Here is a 20335-nt window from a genome sequence, read left to right as displayed (position 1 = left end):
GATTGCCCGTAAGGCATCAAGCCTGACAAAGCCGCTTGTTTCGCATTGGATTGACGCGGGGTCAGGCGGGCACAGCAGAACTAGAGGAATGAACATGTCGGATCGGGACGGAATCTTTGCCGGGGACGACCCCTTTGAAATCGCGCGCAACTGGCTGGCAGAGGCCGAAACGGCCGAGATCAACGATCCCAACGCCATCGCCCTGGCCACGGTCGACGCGGATGGATTGCCGAACGCACGGATGGTTCTTTTGAAAGAGATCGAGGCCGGGGCCTTCGTGTTCTACACGAATTACGAAAGCAAGAAGGCGCAGGAACTGGACACGGGCGGCAAGGCCGCTTTCGTGATGCACTGGAAGTCGCTGCGCCGCCAGATCCGGGTGCGCGGGACCGTGACCCGCGAAGACGGGCCGCAGGCCGATGCCTATTACCAGTCCCGCTCGCTCAAAAGCAGGCTGGGCGCCTGGGCGTCGCGCCAGTCACAGCCCCTGTCGTCGCGGTCCCATCTGATGGCCGAGGTCGCGAAGATCACGGCCGCCAAGGGAATCAACCCGGACCGTCCGCCTTTCTGGGGCGGCTACCGGATCAATCCCAGCGAGATCGAGTTTTGGGCCGATGGTGCATTCCGGTTGCACGATCGGTTCCGCTGGACCCGTGACGACGAAAAAACGCCTTGGAAAATAGAGCGCCTGAACCCCTGATTTTTCACGCTTCGCGAATGACATCTCAAAAAATGCCCTAAATTTGGGCTTGTATCCGCCTACCCGAAGCGGTCTGGTAGGGCAGGCCGGTATGGATGGGATCCGGCTTTGGAAGAATGAGATGGTAGAAGATACACAGGACACAGGGCGCCAAGTGGGCGGCCATGTTAAGTGGTTTGATCCTAACAAGGGGTTCGGTTTCGTCGTCGCGGACGAGGGGGGACCAGACATCCTTTTGCATGCGAACGTGCTCCGGAATTTCGGGCAAAGTTCTGTTGCGGACGGATCGCGGATCAAACTGGAAGTCGTGGACACCGAGCGTGGAACGCAGGCTGTCGAGGTGATCGAGATCACCCCGCCCGAGCCGGCGGCGTCTATTCCGCTGGGTGATCTTGCGGGGATCGACCCCGAGGAACTGGCGCGTACGCCGGTCCAGCCGGCCCGCATCAAGTGGTTCGACAAGGCCAAGGGATTCGGGTTTGCCAATGTCTTTGGAAAAGCCGAAGATGTGTTCGTCCATATCGAGGTGCTGCGCCGTTCTGGCATGGCAGACCTGATGCCCGGCGAAGCCGTCGGCCTGAAGGTGATTGATGGGCAGCGTGGCAAGATGGCGACCGAGGTGCTGAGCTGGGAAAGAGCAGTCGAATCGAAATAGGGCGCGGCGTGTTTCGCGCTGGACTGGGCCTGCTTGTCGCGGGCGCTTTTTGCTTGGCTGCCGTTGCGCAGGACTGCGCCCCGGATCGGGTGACCGTGCAGGGGAACCGGGGCGAGGCGATGTTCCGCATCGAAATCGCCGATGATCCGCAGGAACGCGCCCGCGGGCTGATGCATGTGGCGCGGATGCCGATGATGGAAGGGATGCTGTTCCTTTACGACCAGCCGCAGGCGGTGTCGTTCTGGATGCGCAATACGCTGATCCCGCTGGATATGCTGTTTGTTGGCCCCGACGGGGTGATTCTGCGCATCCATGAAAACGCCGAACCGATGAACGACACGCCGATCCCCGGCGGAGAAGGGGTGCTGGCGGTTCTGGAAATCAATGGCGGCATGTCCGCGCGGCTGGGACTGGAACCCGGTGATGCCCTGCGTCACCCCGCCTTTGGCCCGGATGCGGCACTTCCCTGCAACTGACCCTTTTCAAACTCGTCCGGGCAGTCTAAGGACGGCGCTGTCGGGGCGTAGCGCAGCCTGGTAGCGCGACGGTTTTGGGTACCGTAGGTCGGAGGTTCGAATCCTCTCGCCCCGACCATCCAGCCAGAAATCGGACCACAGCCTCTTGTCGCTTTGCGGCCGGACGGGTTTCCGATAGGAAACGTCGCATTCGACGGGGCGAAACCGGCCCGCGCGACGCAGAAGGCGGATATGACGATGGATCTGCGCCTCCACTATGCTCCGGACAACGCCTCGCTTTGCGTGCGGCTGGCGCTGGAAGAGGCGCGGCTGCCCTATCGGACCGTTTTGGTGGACCGGGCCGCGCGGGGGCAAAAGCACCCGTCGTATCTGGCGATCAATCCCAACGGGCTGATCCCGACACTGGAAACACCGCAGGGGCCGATCTTTGAAACCGGCGCAATCCTGCTCTGGATCAGCGAGAATTCGGATGGCCTGATGCCCGACCCCGGCACGGACGGGCGGGCGGCGGCGCTGAAATGGCTGTTCTGGTTGGCGAACACCCTGCATCCGGCGGAACACGTGCTGTTCTACCCCGATCAATACATCGACGCCCACCACGAAGACCTGCGCGCCCGGACCCGATCCCGGATCGGCGCGGCCCTGTCCCTGCTGGACGCGGCGCCCGATGCTCCCTGGCTTGACGTGCGGGCCTCGATCCTTGGCTGCTACCTTGCCCCCATGCTTCGCTGGGCGGCGATTTACGGGGGCGCGACCGACTGGTATGACCTTGGTCAATGGCCGCGGCTGAAGACCTTCGCCGAAGTCTTTGAGACGCGGGCGTCCGTTGCCCGCGTCGCCCTGGCCGAGGGGCTTGGCCCCACGCCGTTCTCTAACCCGATCCTCCCCAACCCTCCCGAAGGAAGTGCGCTCTGATGTTTCTGTCCGTCTTCGACATGTTCAAAGTGGGCGTCGGCCCGTCGTCGTCGCATACCATCGGGCCGATGGTGGCCGGGGCGATGTTCCTTGATCACCTGCGGCGGCAACCGTTCAAGGTGGCGGGGCTGAAGGTGACGCTGCACGGGTCGCTGGCCTTCACCGGGGTCGGGCACGCCACCGACCGGGCGGTGATCCTGGGGCTGGCCGGGTTCCGGGCCGATGACTACGACGCCGAAAAGGCCGAGGCCGAGCTGGCGCGGATCAACGAAGAGGGGACAGTGACGCCCGAGGGGCTGGACGAGCTGAAGTTCTTGCCCAAGGACGATCTGGTCTTCGACTACGGCCCCAATCTGCCGGGTCACGCCAACGGGCTGATCATCAAGGGGACCGACGCACAGGGCGATGTGATCACGCAAGTGACCTATTATTCCATTGGCGGCGGCTTTGTCCTCACGGCCGAGGAACTGGCCGCGGGCAAGGATCAGGACGACGGCGCCCCGGTGCCGTTCCCCTTCAAGTCCGCCGTAGAAATGCTTGATATGGCGGCGGAAAGCGGGCTGACCATCGCCCAAATGAAGCGCCAGAACGAATTGTCCCGCAAACCCGCCGCCGATCTGGACCGGGGCCTCGCCCGGATCTGGGAGGTAATGAACAATTGCATCGAACGCGGGCTTGCGGGCGAGGGCATCCTGCCCGGCGGGCTGAAGGTGAAACGGCGGGCCAAGGCAATCCACGAGGCGCTGATGGCTGAACGCGGCATGAACCTGACCGCGCCGCATACGATCAACGACTATATCTCGACCTACGCCATGGCCGTGAACGAGGAAAACGCCGCAGGCGGGCAGGTGGTGACCGCGCCCACGAATGGCGCCGCAGGGGTGGTGCCCGCAACGATACGCTACTGGCTGGACCATGTGCCCGGCGCGACGGTGTCGAAGGTGCCCGATTTTCTGCTGACGGCGGCGGCGATTGGCGGGCTGATCAAGTTCAACGCCTCGATCTCGGGCGCGGAATGCGGCTGTCAGGCCGAGGTCGGCAGCGCCAGCGCCATGGCCGCAGCCGGCATGTGCGCGGTGATGGGCGGCACACCGGAACAGGTGGAAAACGCGGCCGAAATCGCGCTGGAGCATCACCTTGGGATGACCTGCGACCCGATCCGGGGGCTGGTGCAGGTGCCCTGTATCGAACGCAATGGGTTGGGCGCGATCAAGGCGGTGTCTGCCGCCTCCCTGTCGCTGCGTGGGGACGGGACGCACCTTGTGCCGCTGGACGCGGCGATTGAAACCATGCGGCAGACCGGCGTCGACATGAGCGAGAAATACAAGGAAACCGCGCTTGGCGGTCTGGCCGTTAACGTTCCCAACTGCTGACAGGAATGGTGGGTTAAAACCCACCTTACCGGGGGCGCTTCGCCCCCCGGACCCCCAGAGGATATTTAGAACCCAAAGAAGTTGGGACCTCGGTCCAGCCCCCTTCTTTGGGTCACAAATATCCCGGGGTGAATGGCCCGGGCACCGGGCCAGAGGGGCAGCGCCCCTCAAACGTAAGGTGGGTTTTAACCCACCATCCCCTTATCCTTCAGGAAAGAAGCAGGCGGCCTTGTGGCTCTCCCCTTCAAGCTCTGGCGCGGTCGTGCGGCAATGGTCCTGCACCTTCCAGCACCGCGGGCTGAACGGGCAACCCGCAGGCACATTCAGGGGCGAGGGCAGTTCTCCCACCAGCTTGATCCGGTCCTTGCGCGCCTCGGGGTCGGCGATCGGCGTCGCGGACAACAGCGCCTTGGTATAGGGGTGACGCGGCCCGCCAAAGACCTCGTCCTTGGTGCCCCGTTCCACCGCCCGGCCCAGATACATCACGATCACCTCGTCGGCGACATGCCGCACCACCGACAGGTCGTGCGAGATGAACAGATAGGCCAGACCCAGCCGCTCCTGCAGGTCGATCAGCAGGTTCAGGATCGACGACTGGATCGACAGGTCCAGCGCCGACACGGGTTCGTCCAGCACCAGCACCTTCGGGTCCAGCATCAGCGCCCGCGCGATCGCGATCCGCTGCCGTTGCCCGCCCGAGAACATATGCGGGTAGCGGTCAAAGTGTTCGGGCCGCAGCCCTACCAGCCCCAGCATGTCGCGCGCTCGCGCCTCGCGTTCGCTTGTCGGCATGTCGGGGCGGTTGATGATCAGCGGTTCCATCAGGATCTGGCCGATCCGCTGGCGCGGGTTCAGCGATCCGTAGGGGTCCTGAAACACGATCTGCACCGATTTCCGAAGCGAGGCCCAGCGGTCCGGCAGAACCGGTTCCCCGTCAAGCGTCAAGGTTCCCGCTGTCGGTTCCTCGATCATCGTGACCATCCGCGCGAGCGTGGATTTGCCACAGCCGGATTCCCCCACCACCGCCAGCGTCTTGCCGGCGTAAAGCTGGAAATCGACGTTCTGCACGGCCTTCAGCACCTGCGGTTTGCGCAGGAACCCGCCGCCGACCTCGTAGTGGCGGGCAAGGCTTTCGGCACTCATCACGGGGGCGGCGGTCATGATGCGATCCTCTGGTCGGTGTTCAGCGGATAATGGCAACGGGTATAGCCAAGGTCTGGCCCGGCTGCGGCGGGGGCGGTTCCCCGGCACCGGTCATCCGCGAATTTGCAGCGGGGCGAAAACAGGCAACCCGCGGGCCGGTCAAACTGTCCGGGCACCACGCCGGGGATGGTCGGCAGCCGCTTTTCGGTCGCCCGTTCCGGCAGGGCGTCCAGCAGGGCCGCCGCATAGGGGTGGTGCGGGGTGCGGAACAGATCGGCCACGGGCCGTTCTTCGATCTTTTGGCCGGCGTATTGCACGCTGACCCGTTCGGCGGTTTCCGCAACCACGCCCATGTCGTGGGTGATCAGCACAAGGCCCATCCCGGTGTCTTCGCGCAACCCCGTCAACAGGTCGAGGATCTGCGCCTGAATGGTCACATCCAGCGCGGTCGTCGGCTCATCCGCGATCAGCAGTTTCGGACGGCAGGCGATGGCCATGGCGATCATCACCCGCTGGTTCATCCCGCCTGACATCTGGTGCGGGAAGGACGACAACCGCTTTTCCGGGGCGGGGATGCCCACCTGTTCGAACAGCTCGATCGCCCGCTTGTGCCGCGCCGCCCGGTCCAACCCAAGGTGGACGCGCAGCGCCTCCTTGATCTGCCAGCCCACGGTAAAGCAGGGGTTCAGTGACGACATCGGTTCCTGAAAGATCATCGCCAGATCCTTGCCGACGATCCGGCGTCGGTCGCGCGCCGGCAGAGTCAGCAGGTCCTGCCCGTCAAAGGTCAGCTCGTCCGCCGTGATCGTCGCGGTCCAGGGCAGCAGCCCCATCAGCGCCAGCATGGACACCGACTTTCCCGACCCGCTTTCGCCGACGATGGCCAGAATCTCGCCCTTGTCCACATCCTGATCAACTCCGTCCACGGCCCGGAACTGGCCCGATGACGTGGCGAAATCGACGGAGAGGTTCCTGATACGCAAAAGGCTCATGGCTCAGCTCCGCTTCAGTTTCGGGTCAAGCGCGTCGCGCAGCCCATCGCCCATCAGGTTGATCGCCAGAACGGTGATCAGGATGGCGACGCCGGGCCAGGTCACGACCCACCAGGCGCGCAGGATAAACTCGCGCGCTTCGGCCAACATGGTGCCCCATTCGGGCGTGGGCGGCTGCGCCCCCATGCCAAGGAACCCAAGTGCCGCCGCGTCAAGGATCGCGGTGGAAAAGGACAGCGCGGCCTGCACGATGATCGGGGCAAGGCAATTGGGCAGCACGGTCTTGAACATCAGCCGGGGCAGGCGGGCGCCCGCCACCTTGGCCGAGGTGACATAGTCCTTTTGCCGTTCCGACATGACGCTGGCCCGGGTCAGGCGCACGTAATGGGGTTGCAGCACGATGGCGATGGCGATCATCGCATTGGTCAACGACGGCCCAAGGATCGCCACCAGCACCAGCGCCAGCAAAAGCGAGGGGAAGGCCAGCACGATATCCATGATCCGCATGATGATGGTATCCAGCCAGCGCGGCGCGAAGCCGGCGATCAGCCCGATGATGATCCCGCCCGTTGTGGCGATGGTCACAACCACCACGCCGACGAAAAAGGAAAACCGCGCCCCTTCGATCAGCCGCGACAGCATATCGCGTCCCAGCGGGTCGGTGCCCAGCGGGAAGGCCCAGCTTCCGCCCTCTTGCCATGCCGGGGGCAACAGGGTGTAGTCGCGGAATTGTTCGGTGGCATCATAGGGGGCAAGGATCGGGGCAAAGGCCGCGACCAGCAGGAACAGCCCGAAAATCCAAAGCCCGAAGACAGCGCCCCGGTTTTCCCGGAAGTAATACCAGAACTCGCGCAGGGCGCTGGGGCGGTCGGGGGCGGTGGTCTGTGTCACGTCGGTCATCAGCGTTTCCGGATCTTGGGGTTGATGATGCCGTAGAGGACATCGACGGTCAGGTTCACGATCATCACCATCACGGCGATCAGCAGCAGGCCGCCCTGAACAACGGGGTAGTCGCGGCGGAAGATGCTATCGACCATCCATTTGCCGATGCCGGGCCAGCTAAAGATGGTTTCGGTCAGGATTGCCCCGGCCAGCAACGTGCCGACCGACAGGCCGATGACGGTGACAACGGGGATCAGCGCGTTGCGCAGCGCGTGGACGGAATTGATCCGCAGCGGCGACAAGCCCTTGGCCCGCGCAGTGCGGATGTAATCCTCGCCCAGCACTTCGAGCATGGCGGACCGGGTCTGCCGCGCGATCACGGCGAGCGGGATCGTGCCCAGAACGATGGTCGGCAGGATCAGATGCCGGATCGCCGACCACAGCGCCCCGTCCTGCCCGGACCGGATCGAGTCGATCAGCATGAATCCGGTCGCGTCCGAGAAGTAGTAGATTAGGTCGATCCGCCCTGACACGGGCGTCCATTGCAACTGGCCGGAAAAGACGATGATCAGCAAAAGCGCCCACCAGAAGATCGGCATGGAATAGCCGACAAGTGCCGCCGACATCAGGGTCCGGTCAAACAGCTTGCCCCGGTTGACCGCCGCGATCACCCCGGCGGGCAGGCCAAGACCCACGGCGAAGATCATCGCGCAGACCGACAGTTCCAGCGTCGCCGGGAACAGCGAAAAGAACTCGTCCCAGACCGGGCGCTTGGTCACGAAACTTTGGCCCAGATCGCCCTGTAGCACCCCGGTCAGATAGTCCCAGAACTGCACGGTCATGGGTTTGTCGAACCCGTACTGCGCGGTCAGTTCGGCATAACGTTCATCGGTCATCCCCCGTTCGCCTGCCATCACGATGATCGGATCACCGGGCAGCACCCGGATGAAGGCGAAGGAAATCAACGTCACCCCGATGAAGGTGGGCACGAAGGTCAGAAGACGGGAAAGCAGGAATTTCAGCACGTCAGCACCTGTAGGTCAGTCGGGAAGGTGGTCAGGCTGTCACAGCCCCCTTCGGTGATCAGGATATCGTCTTCGATCCGCACGCCCAGCTTGCCGATCAGGTAGAGGCCGGGTTCGTTGGTAAAGACGGTCCCGGCGGGCAGGGTCAGGTGATTGCCCCGCATGATATAGGGGGCCTCGTGCACCTCGCGGCCCAGCCCGTGGCCGGTCTTGGTGCGGATGAAATCGGCGTAAGGCGATGCCTCGAGCACACCGGTCACCGCGTCGTCGATCTGGTGCGCGGTGACGCCCGCGCGGGTCACCTCGTGCCCTTTTCGGTTGGCGCGCAGCACGGTGTCGTAAATCTCGGCCGCTTCGTCCGTCACATGACCGACAAAGAAGGTGCGGGTGATATCGGCGCAGAACCCGCCCGCCCGCGCGCCGAAATCCAGCAGCAGCGCATCACCTGCCTGAATCGCATAATCGCGGGCCTTGGCGTGGGGGCGGGCGGAATTATCCGCCGCCGCGACGATCGGGCGGAACGCGTGGTCCTCGGCCCCTTCGGCGAACAGGTTCAGGATCAGCGCCTGTTCGATCTGTTTCTCGGTCTGGCCGATCCGCACCCCGTCCAACGTGCGTTGCAGCGCGCGTTCGGAAATGGCGATCGCCTCACGCATGGCGGCGACGTCGTCGGGGGTCTTTATCATCCGCAGGGCCGAGATTTCGGTTTCGGCATCGACAATCCGGACATCCGGGCGGGCCTTTTGCAATGCGTGATGGACGAAGACCCGCATGACCTGCCCTTCGACCCCGATGGAGGCGGGGGAAAGGTAATCCATGAAGGACTGGAACGCCTCGGCGTATCCGGTCTGGTCGCGCCAATCGAAAACCGGGCCGTCAAAGCCCACCAGATCCCAACTGCGCAATTCAAGGTTCGGCACAATGGCCGCCGCGCGCCCGTCCGCACCCACGGCCAGAACGAAGGGCCGTTCATGGCTCATGAAGGGGTGGTGGACAACGCGGGTGAAATTCGGGCCGGGCACAAGCGCCACGGCATCAACCCCCATCCGTTTCGCCACCTCGGCGTAGTCGGCCAGTCTGTCGGCAAGCGTTTCGGTCATCTGCGCCTCTGGATCGGAAGGTTGGTTGGACCGGCGCGAGGGCCGCGCCGGTCCGATGTCATCACGTCAGCTTAGTTCAGGCCGACCTGGTTGAAGATGTGGCCACCCAGCGGGTGCACGACATAGCCGTCAACCTCGGGGCGCATCACCATGTAGACAACCGAGTGGGCGATGGTTGCCCAGGGGGCCTGCTCCTTGAACACCACCTGCGCCTCTTCATAAAGACGGGTCCGCTCGGCCGGATCGTTGGACACCTTGGCGGCCTGGATCAGGTCTTCGAACGGCTGGTGGCACCACTGCGCGCGGTTCGACGCTTCAACCCCTTCACAGCCCAGAAGGACGGCAAGGAAGTTGTCCGGGTCGCCGTTGTCGCCGGTCCAGCCCAGAAGGACAGCACCGTCACGGTTCAGCTCGCGCGAACGGGACAGGTATTCACCCCATTCATAGGACACGATTTCAACGTCCACGCCAACCTCGGCAAAGTCGGCCTGCATCAGTTCGGCCATACGGCGGGCGTTGGGGTTGTAGGGACGCTGCACCGGCATTGCCCAGATCTTCATGGACAGGTCGGTCACGCCTTCGGCCTCGAGCATGGCGCGGGCGGCCGCCGGATCATAGGGATCGTCGACGATGGCATCGTTGTAGGACCACATGGTCGGCGGGATCGGGTTCTTGGCGATCTGGCCAGAGCCCTGGAACACGACGTCGATGATGGCCTGCTTGTCGATCGCCATGTTCAGGGCGCGACGGACGTTGGCATTGTCGAACGGGGCCTGGGTCGTGTTGTAGGCCAGATAGCCCACGTTCAGACCTTCCTGTTCCATCACAACGGTGCCGGCATCTTCCTGCATCGCGCTGATGTCGGCCGGGTTCGGATAGGCCATGACATGGCACTCACCCGCCTGGATCTTCTGATAACGGACCGAGGCATCCGGGGTGATCGCGAAGATCAGCGATTCAACACGGGCCGGGTCGCCCCAGTAGTTGTCGTTGCGCAGGTAACGGATTACCGCGTCCTTCTGGTAGGCCTGGAACTGGAACGGGCCAGTGCCGATCGGCGCCTGGTTCAGCATTTCCGGGGTGCCGGCCGCCATCATCGCATCGGCATATTCCTTCGACACGATCGAGGCGAAATCCATCGCCATATTGGCGACGATCGGGGCCTCGGGGCGGGTCAGGTGGAAGGTGACGGTGTAGTCGTCGACCTTTTCGATGCTTTCGATGAGCGAGCCCATGTCCATGCCGCCGAAGTATTCCCAGGTTCCGCCCGAGACGGAGTTATAGGGGTTTTCAGCATTGCCCTGACGGTCGAACGAGAAGATCACGTCATCCGCGTTGAAGTCGCGGGTGGGGGTGAACATGTCGTTCGAATGGAACTGCACGCCACGGCGCAGGTTGAAGGTCAGGGTCATGCCGTCTTCGGAGACCGACCAGCTTTCGGCAAGGCCGGGGATGACTTCGGTGGTGCCGACCTTGAATTCGACCAGCCGGTTGTAGATCGGGTGGCTGGACGCGTCGAAGGTGGTGCCGGACGTGTAAAGCGCCGGGTCAAAGCCTTCGGGCGAACCTTCCGAGCAATAGACCAGCGCCTGAGCCGAAGCACTGCCCGCGGTCAGGGCAATGGCCGCGGTCAGGCCAAGGAATTTCATCTTCAGTGACATATGGGTAACCTCCATGTCGGTTCTTTGGTTGGGTCCGGCGTCTTCTGCGCCGTGTTTGTATTGGGTCCGCCAGTTTGCGGCGCCCGATGCCCCCTGCGGGGCGCCTCAATTATCGTTGGCAGCGGCGGCTTTCGGCAGGCGGCGCGACCCATCGGGCGACAGAACCGCAAGGGTTCCTGTCCACAGGATGCGCGCCGGTTCATCGGTCGGGTTCGACCAGGAATGCGGAACCTCGCCGCTGTAGTGAAGGCTGTCTCCTTCCGTCATGGTAAAGACCTGCCCGTCCAGCACCTGCCGGATCGTGCCCGACAGGATGAACAGGATCTCCTCGCCCTCATGCGACACCACCTCGGATTCAAATCCGGGCGGAACATGCATGATGTAGGATGACATTTCCGACCCCGGATAGTCGTTCGACAGGGCCTCGTAGCTGATCGACGATCCGGCCAGCGAAAACATCTCGCGCCCTCCGGCGCGGGTGATGGCGTCGGTCGGCTTGTGCGACTTCACGAAGAAATCCAGCCCCACCTGCAGCCCGTCCGCCAATTGTGCCAGCGTGCCCAGCGTCGGTGTCGCCATTTCCCGTTCGATCTGGCTGAGATAGCCAACCGACACGCCCGACCGGTCGCACAATTCTTGCAATGTCAGCCCAAGCTGTTTGCGCCGTTTGCGAAGCAACGGGCCAAGCCGGGGCGCACGGCCCTTGGGTGAGGGTAATTCGGACATGAAAGCCTTGGCAGCGGCAGAGTTGTCCGAAGGTTAAAAAAATTTTTTACAGACGCAACAAGTATTTTTCTCAGGGCGACCTGACCCAGCGGAAAGCAGGCCCCGGATCGGCGGTTCAGTCAACGCTGTAAGGCAGAACGCCGCGATGGTCCGGGTCCACTCGCAACCGCCGTTCCAGCGGCGGAACGGCCCTTTGGTGGCATTCCTTGCGTTCGCAGATTCGGCAGGAGATGCCGATCGGCTCGAACGCCTCGGGCGTGTCGATGTCCATATGGTCGGCATAGACGAGGGCCGGGGCGTGTTTCACCTCACAGCCCAGCCCGATGGCATAGCGGCGGGTCGGGGCGTCAAACGCGCCGCCGGATTTCGTCACGTCGCGAGCAAGGCAGAAATAGCGCATCCCGTCCGGCGTCTCGGCCAGTTGGCGCAGGAACCGGCCCGGCGTTTCAAAGGCCCGGTGGACGTTCCACAGCGGGCAGGCCCCGCCGTAACGGGCGAATTGCAGGTGGGTGGCCGAATGGCGCTTGGTGATCGTGCCCGCCGGATCGACCCGAACAAAGAAGAAGGGGATACCCTTGGCGCCGGGCCGTTGCAGGGTGGACAGCCGGTGCGCCACCTGTTCAAGGCTCGCCCCGAAGCGGTCGGCCAGCCGCTCCAGATCGTGCCGGGTTTCGCGGGCGGCGGACAGGAACCGTCCATAGGGCATCAGCACCGCCCCCGCGTAGTAATTGGCCAGCCCGACCTTGGCGATGGCGCGGGCCTCGGGCGATTGGAACCGGGCAAGGTCCAGCGTCGCCTCTAACAGTTGGTCCTGCGTCAGCAGCGCGAGTTGCAGCAGCAATTGGAATGTCCGGGTCGACTCGGTCGCGCGGCGGGACAGCTGTAATTGCCGGGTGTCGGGATCGTAATGTCGAACGACCGCGCCGTCGGTATATGAAATGCTGACCTTGCGGGTGCGCAGTTCCGAGATGGCCGCATCGCGGATCGTCGCCCCCGCCGCGCTTTGGGTGGCAAAGCGCTCGGCGGCGCGGTCCACAGCGTCGATGTAGTTGTCGCAATAGTGGAAAAAATCGCGCACCTCTTCCCAGGGGCTGGGTTGCAGGCGGGCGTCTTCGCGTCCCAGCGCCTCGTCCAGACTGGCAAGCCGTTCATGGGTCTGGCGATAGGCTGCGTGCAGGTCCAGAAAGGCGCGGGCCAGGGCCGGCGCGTTGGCGGCGGCAAGGCGCAGATCGGCCAGCGATGGCGGGGCGGCGGTAAAGACCGGGTCGGCCAGCGCCTCGCGCATGTCGCCGACCAGCCGCGCCTCGTCCCCCGACTGCAGTTCGGTCACGTCATACCCGAATTCCTGTGCAAGGCTCAGGACGACCGAGGTGGAGACGGGGCGGTTGTTGTTCTCCATCTGGTTCAGATAGGGCAGGGAGACGCCCAGCTTTTCGGCGAAGGCCTTCTGGGTCAGCCCCAGCCGCGCCCGCAATTCCCGAAGCTTCGCCCCGGCATAGAGTTTCTGAACCGCCATTGGATCGCCTTTGCAACTTAGCACCGTATATTGCGCCTGTTTGCAAATTCACTCTTCAGCAAAGGTGGGTCAAGACCCACCTTACGATGCGGCTCTAATTTTGCGCAAAACTCTTCGGGCGGAGCGCCTTTCGTAAGGTGGGTTTTAACCCACCACCCCTAGGCCTCGCCCAGGGCGCGGGTCCGCGCCATGACGAGAAGGATCGACACCGCCGCCAGCGCCGAGGTGACCAACATGATCACCTGTAGCGGGATCGCGCCCGTCTCTTCGGTCAGCAGGCTGCCCGCCAGTGCCGACAGGGCCGCGCCGCCGCCGATCATGATCGCCCCGCCAAGGCCCGAGGCGGTTCCGGCAAGATGGGGCCGGACGGACAGTGACCCGGCGGTGGCATTCGGCAACATAATCCCGTTGCCAAGCCCCAGAAAGGTGCACAGCCCGAAGAACACCAGCGGATCGTTGACCCCGCCCAGCGACAGGATCAGCGACAGGCCCATCCCGAAGGTCGACACGCCCGTCCCCCAAAGGATCATGCGGTCGATTCCGACCCGCACCGACAGGCGGCCCGAAATCCCGTTGCCCACCGCATAGCCGATGGCCGGAGACCCGAGCGCCATTCCGGTCCAGAAGGGGGAGAGGTGAAACGTGGTGCCCGCGACAAAGCTCGCGCCGCCCAGAAGGGCGAAAAACGCCCCAGATCCGAAGGCCGCGCAGGCCACGTAGCCCCAGAACCGGGGCGAGGTCAGCAGTTCGGGGTAGCTTCGCAGCTGGTCGCGGAACCTGACGCCGCCGCCTGACACCGTTTCCCCCAGATCGCGGTAGCACAGCGCCCAGACCAGCGCCCCGGACCCGGCCAGAAAAACAAAGGTCGCATGCCAGCCGAACAGTTGATCCAGCGCCCCGCCGACCATCGGGCCGACCATCGGGACCAACGCCATGCCCATCGTCACATAGCCGATCATCGAGGCCGCCTGATCGGCGGGCACCATGTCGCGCACGACGGCCCGGCTCAGGACCATGCCGGTGGCCACAACCGCCTGCGCCATGCGGAAGGCAAGGAAGACCTCGACCGTCGGGGCAAACAGCGCGCCAATGGTAGCGAGTGTGAACAGCGCCAAAGCCCAAAGGACGACAGGCCGCCGCCCAAAGCGGTCCGCAAGCGGTCCGACCAGAACCTGAAGCACGGCCGTCGCCGCCAGATAGCCCGACACGGCAAGCTGCATCACCGCGTATTCGGTTTCGAAATAGGCGGTCATCCCGTTCAGGGAGGGCAGGAAAACCGACATGTTCAGCGCCGATACGCCGGCCAGCAGGATCAATGTCAGGACATGTGGGGCGGTGGTGCGGTCCAGAAACCGGACGACGGGTTTTTCAGTCATGGCAAAGTGCTATGCCCGCCGCCGGGGGCTGTCCATGGCAAAACGCCCCGCCCTTGCGGCACCTTCGGCGGGGTTTGCGAATTTGCATTTGCGAAGATTAGCTAATGGCCGAGTTTGCAAATATGCGCATTCGCACTTCGCATTCCGCCCCCGCTGCCTTTATGGTCCGGCAACCAAGGCCCCATTGGACGTGAAGGAGACCACCCATGAAGGATATCCTGCAAGAGCTGGAAGGCCGCCGAGCCGTCGCCCGACAGGGTGGCGGGCAAAAGCGGATCGACGCCCAGCACTCCAAGGGCAAGCTGACCGCGCGCGAGCGGATCGAACTGCTGCTGGACGAAGGATCGTTCGAGGAGTTCGACATGTTCAAGGCCCACCGCTGCACCGATTTCGGGATGCAGGACAGCCAGATGCCCGGCGATGGGGTTGTGACCGGCTGGGGCACGGTCAATGGTCGGATGGTCTATGTCTTCAGTCAGGATTTCACGGTCTTCGGCGGTTCGCTGTCGGAAACCCACGCCGAAAAGATCTGCAAGATCATGGATATGGCGATGCAGAACGGCGCGCCGGTGATCGGGATCAACGATTCCGGCGGAGCGCGGATTCAGGAAGGGGTCGCCTCGCTTGCCGGCTATGCCGAGGTGTTCCAGCGCAACATCATGGCCTCGGGCGTGGTGCCGCAAATCTCGGTCATCATGGGGCCCTGCGCGGGTGGCGCGGTCTATTCCCCGGCCATGACCGATTTCATCTTCATGGTGAAAGACAGCTCCTACATGTTCGTCACCGGGCCTGACGTGGTGAAGACCGTTACCAACGAGGTCGTCACCGCCGAGGAACTGGGCGGCGCATCGACCCATACCAAGAAATCGAGCGTGGCCGACGGTGCCTTTGAAAACGACGTCGAAGCGCTGGCCGAGATTCGCCGCCTTGTGGATTTCCTGCCGCTCAACAATCGCGAAAAGCCCCCCGTGCGGCCCTTCTTCGACGATGTGAACCGCGTCGAGGACAGCCTTGATACGTTGGTGCCGGACAATCCGAACACCCCCTACGACATGAAGGAACTGATCCAGAAACTGGCCGACGAGGGCGATTTCTTCGAGATCCAGCAGGACTATGCCAAGAACATCATTACCGGCTTCATCCGGTTGGAGGGCCGGTCGGTGGGCGTGGTGGCGAACCAGCCGATGGTGCTGGCGGGCTGTCTGGACATCGACAGCAGCCGCAAGGCCGCGCGCTTTGTCCGGTTCTGCGATGCCTTTGAGATTCCGATCCTGACGCTGGTAGATGTTCCGGGCTTCCTGCCGGGGACCAGCCAGGAATATGGCGGCGTCATCAAGCACGGTGCCAAACTGCTGTTCGCCTATGGCGAGGCGACGGTGCCCAAGGTCACGGTCATCACCCGCAAGGCCTATGGCGGGGCTTACGACGTGATGGCGTCCAAGCACCTGCGCGGCGATTTCAACTATGCCTGGCCCACTGCCGAGATCGCGGTGATGGGGGCCAAGGGCGCGGTGGAAATCCTCTACCGGTCGGAACTGGGCGACAAGGACAAGATCGCGGCCCGCACGAAGGATTACGAAGACCGTTTCGCAAATCCCTTCGTTGCCGCCGAAAAGGGCTTCATCGACGAGGTGATCATGCCGCATTCGACCCGCAAGCGGGTGGCGCGGGCCTTTGCGTCCCTGCGCGGAAAGAAGCTGCAGAACCCGTGGAAGAAGCACGACAATATTCCGCTCTGACGTTTGGAGGAGCAGACGAGCGGAAGGAACGGCGCGGGCGGCCCCCGGTTGGGGCCAAAAGATCGGGGACCGCCGCCCGTTCCGGTAACATCAGGTGGGGCAGGGGGCTGTCTGCCCCCTCTTGGCCCGGGGGGCCAATTCACCCCCGAGGAAATTTGAGACTCAAAGAAGGGACAAAGGCACGGTAATGGCACGGTTTGGCTGGATCGTAGCGGGATGGATGGTCCTGCCGGGCATGGCCCCGGCAGAGGATGCCGTCGTGCTGCCCTCGGGCCAGTCTGTCACCCTGATCGACGTGATCCTTGAAGACACGCCATCGGTGGCGCGGTTCCGGTTTCTTGCTCCAGAGATCGGGGCGGGCGGCCGCACCTATGAAGAGGTGCTGGACGACTTCCCCTGGCTGTGCGAGGCGCTGGCGGTTCCGGCGCTGCAAGAGGCCGGGGTCGAGGTGGTCGAGGTGGTCGTGTCCCTGTCGGACCGGGTGGTCCCCTTTGGCGAGGCCGACCCCGAGGCCACGCAGTTTTTCGAACCTTTCACGCTGGACGGCACCGCCTGCATATGGGAGCAGTTCTGATGCACCCACAACATCTTGCGAGGCCCCAACCCGCCATGACCCAGTTTGATGCAGCCCGGCCACAGCGCGCCGCATGCGCAACCGCCGCGTATCTTTTTTCCAATGATTCCGGTAATCTGACCCAAGGTCGTTCATCTACGGCCGATAATAACAAGACTTCGGCCCGAGGTGGGGATCAACCCTGTCCGGTCCGGGTGGGCAGAAACAGGAGCATCCCATGTCGAACAGCCTCAAGGCCCTTCTGGCCTTTGGAATCCTCGCCGTCGTTGCCGCGTGCAGCAACCAGGGCGATGTGGAAGAATACGTTGTCGTCGATCCGACTCCGGTCACGGTCGAACCGGTCTACACCGGCAAATACAACTGATACCGCGCACGGACGGGTCCCCCAAGCGCCCGTCCGTTCCATCCGCACCCTGATTATCGGGGAGGGCGCGTGATGCTGAAACACCGTGGCTTCCCCGGCCGTCTTCCTTCCAGCGATTTCCAGTTCACGATCCGCCGCGCCAATAAGGCCGGCGCGACGAAACTGTTTGCGCGTGAACGGTTCCGCGACCGCAAGCAGGCCGACCGCAAGGCCGACGAAGGGTTCATGGCCGCCCTGTGGCACCATTTCGGAGAGGAGCCGTTCGAGCGCGGCAACCTTGATGCGGGCCGCCTGTCGTGGCTGTTCGGCCGCGAGGTTGTCCCCGCCGAAGATCCGTTTGACCCCGAAAGCTACGAGGCGCTTCTGCGGATCGACGTGAAGCGCGCGCAGGCCAGCTATCCCGAGGTTTTCTTCGGCCCCAGCCCCTTCGAGGACGTGGAGGACGACGATTGGGACTGATGGGCGGGAATATGCCGGGCGACATGCAATTTGGGCGGGAAAATGCCCAAAATCGGCGCCTGCCGCGCGCCGGGTTTGCGCGTCCGGATTTCCGGTCCAATCTTGGTCTTGTCCGGGGCGACACCAGCATGTGGTCCGGGACGCATTGTCAATACCGTTACCCTTCCCCTAGCCGGTCTGGTTCCAATGGAACCGGGCCGGCACCCCTTTCTTCACTTGCGCGATTTGCCGCGTATGGGGCGCATTCGGGCCGAATTGATATTGAATATCACAGCGTTTGCACGGAAGATTCCGCTGACCTCAACAAAAATAAGGGCAGTTCCAAATGCGTAAACTTTCTCTCGCTCTCGCGGCGTTCGCCATCACCGGCCTGTCGGCCTGTCTGGACAGCGATCTTGAACGCGGCCTTGCCGGCGCTGCCGCGGGTGCGGTCGTTGCCGATGCAACGGGCGGCAACGTCGTCACCGGTGCGCTTATCGGTGGTGCGGCAGGTGCGACCTGCGACGATCTGGGCGTTTCGGCCTGTAACTAATTCCCGCCGCCCTTCGGGGCGCCTGAACACTTTGAACCGCCGTGGGGGCATGACCGCCCCTGCGGCGGTTTTGCATGAAAAGGACTGCATCTGATGTTCAAGAAGATCCTGATCGCCAACCGGGGCGAGATCGCCTGCCGCGTCATCAAGACCGCCCGCAAGATGGGTATCCAGACTGTCGCGGTCTATTCCGATGCGGATAAGAACGCCCTGCATGTGCAGATGGCGGACGAGGCCTATCACATCGGGCCGCCCCCGGCGAACCAGTCCTATATCGTGATCGACAAGATCATGGAGGCGATCAAGGCCACCGGGGCCGAGGCGGTCCATCCCGGCTATGGCTTCCTGTCCGAAAACTCGAAGTTCGCCGAGGCGCTGTCGGCCGCGGGCGTTGCCTTTATCGGGCCGCCGGTCGGCGCAATCGAAAGCATGGGCGACAAGATCACCTCGAAGAAGATCGCACAGGAGGCGAACGTCAGCACCGTTCCCGGCTACATGGGCCTGATCGAGGATGCCGAAGAGGCGGTGAAGATCTCGAACCAGATCGGCTATCCGGTGATGATCAAGGCCAGCGCCGGTGGCGGCGGCAAAGGGATGCGCATCGCCTGGACCGACACCGAGGCCCGCGAGGGGTTCCAATCGTCCAAGAACGAGGCCGCCAGCAGCTTTGGCGACGACCGGATTTTCATCGAAAAATTCGTGACCCAGCCGCGCCACATCGAAATTCAGGTGCTCTGCGACAGCCACGGCAATGGCGTCTATCTGCACGAGCGGGAATGTTCGATCCAGCGCCGCAACCAGAAAGTCGTGGAAGAGGCCCCGTCACACTTCCTTGACGAGGCAACTCGCAAGGCGATGGGCGAACAGGCCGTCGCGTTGGCCCATGCGGTGGGCTATGCCAGCGCGGGCACGGTGGAATTCATCGTCGATGGCAACCGGAACTTCTATTTCCTTGAAATGAACACCCGCCTTCAGGTGGAACACCCGGTCACCGAGCTGATCACCGGCGTCGATCTGGTCGAACAGATGATCCGCGTGGCGGCGGGCGAGAAGCTGCCGTTCAAGCAGGAAGACCTGAAGATCAACGGTTGGGCCATCGAAAACCGCCTCTATGCGGAAGACCCCTACCGCAACTTCCTGCCCTCCATCGGGCGGCTGACGCGCTATCGCCCCCCGGTCGAGGGCGCGACCCTGACCGGCGGTGTCGTCCGCAACGATACCGGCGTCTACGAGGGCGGCGAGATTTCGATGTATTACGACCCGATGATCGCCAAACTGTGCACTTGGGCCCCGACCCGCGCGCAGGCGATCGAGGAAATGCGCGTGGCGCTGGATACGTTTGAGGTCGAGGGGATCGGCCACAACCTGCCGTTTGTCGCCGCCGTGATGGACCATCCGAAATTCGTCTCGGGTGATATGACCACCGCCTTTATTGCCGAAGAATACCCCGACGGGTTCGATGGGGTGACATTGCCCGACGACGCCTTGGTCCGCGTTGCGGCCGCCGCCGCCGCCATGCATCGGGTTGCCGAGATTCGCCGCGCCCGGATTTCCGGCCGGATGGACAACCATGAACGCCATGTCGGTGCGGATTGGGTCGTCTCGGTTCAGGGACAGGATTTCCCCGTCTCCATCGCCGCCGACAAGGCGGGCGCGGATGTGACCATCAACGGCGCCTGCCTGCGGGTGGAAAGCGACTGGACCCCGGGCGACAGCATCGCGCGGCTGACCGTGGGCGGAGAGATGCTTGTCCTCAAGACCGGCAAGATCACCCAAGGCTTCCGCATCCGGTTCCGGGGCGCGGACCTGAAGGTGACGGTGCGCACCCCGCGTCAGGCGGAACTGGCGCAATTGATGCCGGAAAAACTGCCGCCCGATACGTCGAAACTGCTGCTGTGCCCGATGCCCGGCCTGATCGTGAAGGTCGATGTCGAAGTGGGGCAGGAGGTGCAGGAAGGTCAGGCGCTGTGCACCGTTGAGGCGATGAAGATGGAAAACATCCTGCGCGCCGAACGGACCGGGATCGTGTCCAAGATCAACGCAGGCGCGGGCGACAGCCTTGCCGTCGACGATGTGATCATGGAGTTCGAGTGACCGCCCGACCGGGCATAGTCATTTCAAGGCCGG

At 63.5% G+C, this 20335-nt stretch carries 20 protein-coding genes and 1 tRNA gene; 12 read left to right on the top strand and 9 right to left on the bottom strand.

The genetic code is table 11. The features are described from left to right. The first annotated feature begins 94 nt into the window (after nt 1–94). The 6 genes from pdxH (at nt 95) to EU803_RS08020 (ending at nt 4119) form a co-directional block, all read left to right on the top strand. The gene (gene pdxH / locus EU803_RS08045) at nt 95–700 is read left to right on the top strand and encodes a pyridoxamine 5'-phosphate oxidase (protein WP_129681499.1); all 606 of its coding nucleotides are present in this window, start codon (nt 95–97) and stop codon (nt 698–700) included. 121 nt (nt 701–821) lie between these two features. Next, nucleotides 822–1355, top strand: a complete 534-nt coding sequence (locus EU803_RS08040; RefSeq protein WP_129681656.1) for a cold shock protein — start codon at nt 822–824, stop codon at nt 1353–1355. Nucleotides 1356–1408: 53 nt separating this feature from the next. Further along, nucleotides 1409–1831, top strand: coding sequence for a DUF192 domain-containing protein (locus EU803_RS08035; RefSeq protein ID WP_242494311.1), 423 nt, complete (start codon nt 1409–1411; stop codon nt 1829–1831). A 41-nt stretch (nt 1832–1872) separates the two neighbouring features. Further along, a tRNA-Pro gene (locus EU803_RS08030) sits at nt 1873–1949 on the top strand. Between the two features lie 119 nt (nt 1950–2068). Then, nucleotides 2069–2746, top strand: coding sequence for a glutathione S-transferase family protein (locus EU803_RS08025; RefSeq protein ID WP_347400082.1), 678 nt, complete (start codon nt 2069–2071; stop codon nt 2744–2746). Next, entirely contained in the window at nt 2746–4119 is a 1374-nt protein-coding gene (locus EU803_RS08020; protein WP_129681495.1) for an L-serine ammonia-lyase, read from the top strand. Before EU803_RS08025 ends, EU803_RS08020 begins: the two co-directional genes overlap by 1 nt. A 201-nt stretch (nt 4120–4320) precedes the next feature. Here the strand turns inward: EU803_RS08020 and EU803_RS08015 are convergent, their stop codons facing one another. The 9 genes from EU803_RS08015 to EU803_RS07975 all read right to left on the bottom strand — a co-directional run bounded on the left by EU803_RS08015 (nt 4321) and on the right by EU803_RS07975 (nt 14540). Next, nucleotides 4321–5280 (bottom strand): dipeptide ABC transporter ATP-binding protein, encoded by a 960-nt coding sequence (locus EU803_RS08015; RefSeq protein WP_129681493.1) that lies wholly within the window; start codon nt 5278–5280, stop codon nt 4321–4323. Next, nucleotides 5277–6254 (bottom strand): ABC transporter ATP-binding protein, encoded by a 978-nt coding sequence (locus tag EU803_RS08010; RefSeq protein WP_129681491.1) that lies wholly within the window; start codon nt 6252–6254, stop codon nt 5277–5279. Before EU803_RS08010 ends, EU803_RS08015 begins: the two co-directional genes overlap by 4 nt. A 3-nt stretch (nt 6255–6257) precedes the next feature. Further along, a complete protein-coding gene (locus tag EU803_RS08005) occupies nt 6258–7154 on the bottom strand; it encodes an ABC transporter permease subunit (protein ID WP_129681489.1) in 897 nt (298 codons plus the stop codon). Beyond that, nucleotides 7154–8161 (bottom strand): ABC transporter permease subunit, encoded by a 1008-nt coding sequence (locus EU803_RS08000; protein ID WP_129681487.1) that lies wholly within the window; start codon nt 8159–8161, stop codon nt 7154–7156. The genes EU803_RS08005 and EU803_RS08000 overlap by 1 nt, the downstream gene beginning before the upstream one ends. Continuing rightward, nucleotides 8155–9261, bottom strand: coding sequence for a Xaa-Pro peptidase family protein (locus EU803_RS07995; RefSeq protein WP_129681485.1), 1107 nt, complete (start codon nt 9259–9261; stop codon nt 8155–8157). The genes EU803_RS08000 and EU803_RS07995 overlap by 7 nt, the downstream gene beginning before the upstream one ends. Before the next feature lie 71 nt (nt 9262–9332). After that, entirely contained in the window at nt 9333–10910 is a 1578-nt protein-coding gene (locus EU803_RS07990; protein WP_129681652.1) for an ABC transporter substrate-binding protein, read from the bottom strand. Nucleotides 10911–11027: 117 nt separating this feature from the next. Further along, a complete protein-coding gene (locus tag EU803_RS07985) occupies nt 11028–11648 on the bottom strand; it encodes a cupin domain-containing protein (protein WP_129681483.1) in 621 nt (206 codons plus the stop codon). A gap of 115 nt (nt 11649–11763) precedes the next feature. After that, nucleotides 11764–13164, bottom strand: a complete 1401-nt coding sequence (locus EU803_RS07980) for a helix-turn-helix transcriptional regulator (RefSeq protein ID WP_129681481.1) — start codon at nt 13162–13164, stop codon at nt 11764–11766. A 158-nt stretch (nt 13165–13322) separates the two neighbouring features. Next, nucleotides 13323–14540 carry a multidrug effflux MFS transporter gene (locus tag EU803_RS07975; protein WP_129681479.1) on the bottom strand — a complete coding sequence of 406 codons (1218 nt, stop codon included), beginning with the start codon at nt 14538–14540 and terminating at the stop codon, nt 13323–13325. 206 nt (nt 14541–14746) lie between these two features. On the opposite strand from EU803_RS07975, the gene EU803_RS07970 reads away from it, so the two are divergent. From EU803_RS07970 to EU803_RS07950, 6 genes are all read left to right on the top strand, one after another. Beyond that, the gene (locus EU803_RS07970) at nt 14747–16279 is read left to right on the top strand and encodes an acyl-CoA carboxylase subunit beta (RefSeq protein WP_129681477.1); all 1533 of its coding nucleotides are present in this window, start codon (nt 14747–14749) and stop codon (nt 16277–16279) included. A 187-nt stretch (nt 16280–16466) separates the two neighbouring features. Beyond that, nucleotides 16467–16853 carry a DUF6497 family protein gene (locus EU803_RS07965; protein ID WP_242494310.1) on the top strand — a complete coding sequence of 129 codons (387 nt, stop codon included), beginning with the start codon at nt 16467–16469 and terminating at the stop codon, nt 16851–16853. A gap of 217 nt (nt 16854–17070) precedes the next feature. Next, on the top strand, nt 17071–17217 hold the full coding sequence (locus tag EU803_RS18575) for a hypothetical protein (RefSeq protein ID WP_165352799.1): 147 nt from the start codon (nt 17071–17073) through the stop codon (nt 17215–17217). 72 nt (nt 17218–17289) lie between these two features. After that, the gene (locus EU803_RS07960; protein ID WP_129681475.1) at nt 17290–17676 is read left to right on the top strand and encodes a hypothetical protein; all 387 of its coding nucleotides are present in this window, start codon (nt 17290–17292) and stop codon (nt 17674–17676) included. 325 nt (nt 17677–18001) lie between these two features. Continuing rightward, complete coding sequence (locus EU803_RS07955) at nt 18002–18208, top strand: hypothetical protein (RefSeq protein WP_129681473.1); 207 nt, start codon at nt 18002–18004, stop codon at nt 18206–18208. A gap of 93 nt (nt 18209–18301) precedes the next feature. Next, complete coding sequence (locus EU803_RS07950) at nt 18302–20302, top strand: acetyl/propionyl/methylcrotonyl-CoA carboxylase subunit alpha (protein WP_129681471.1); 2001 nt, start codon at nt 18302–18304, stop codon at nt 20300–20302. Nucleotides 20303–20335: the final 33 nt, after the last annotated feature.

It is taken from the genome of Loktanella sp. IMCC34160, assembly GCF_004145845.1.
Lineage (GTDB): Bacteria > Pseudomonadota > Alphaproteobacteria > Rhodobacterales > Rhodobacteraceae > SELP01.
Note: the sequence above shows the minus strand (reverse complement) of the source record. Positions and strands in the feature narration are given on the sequence as shown.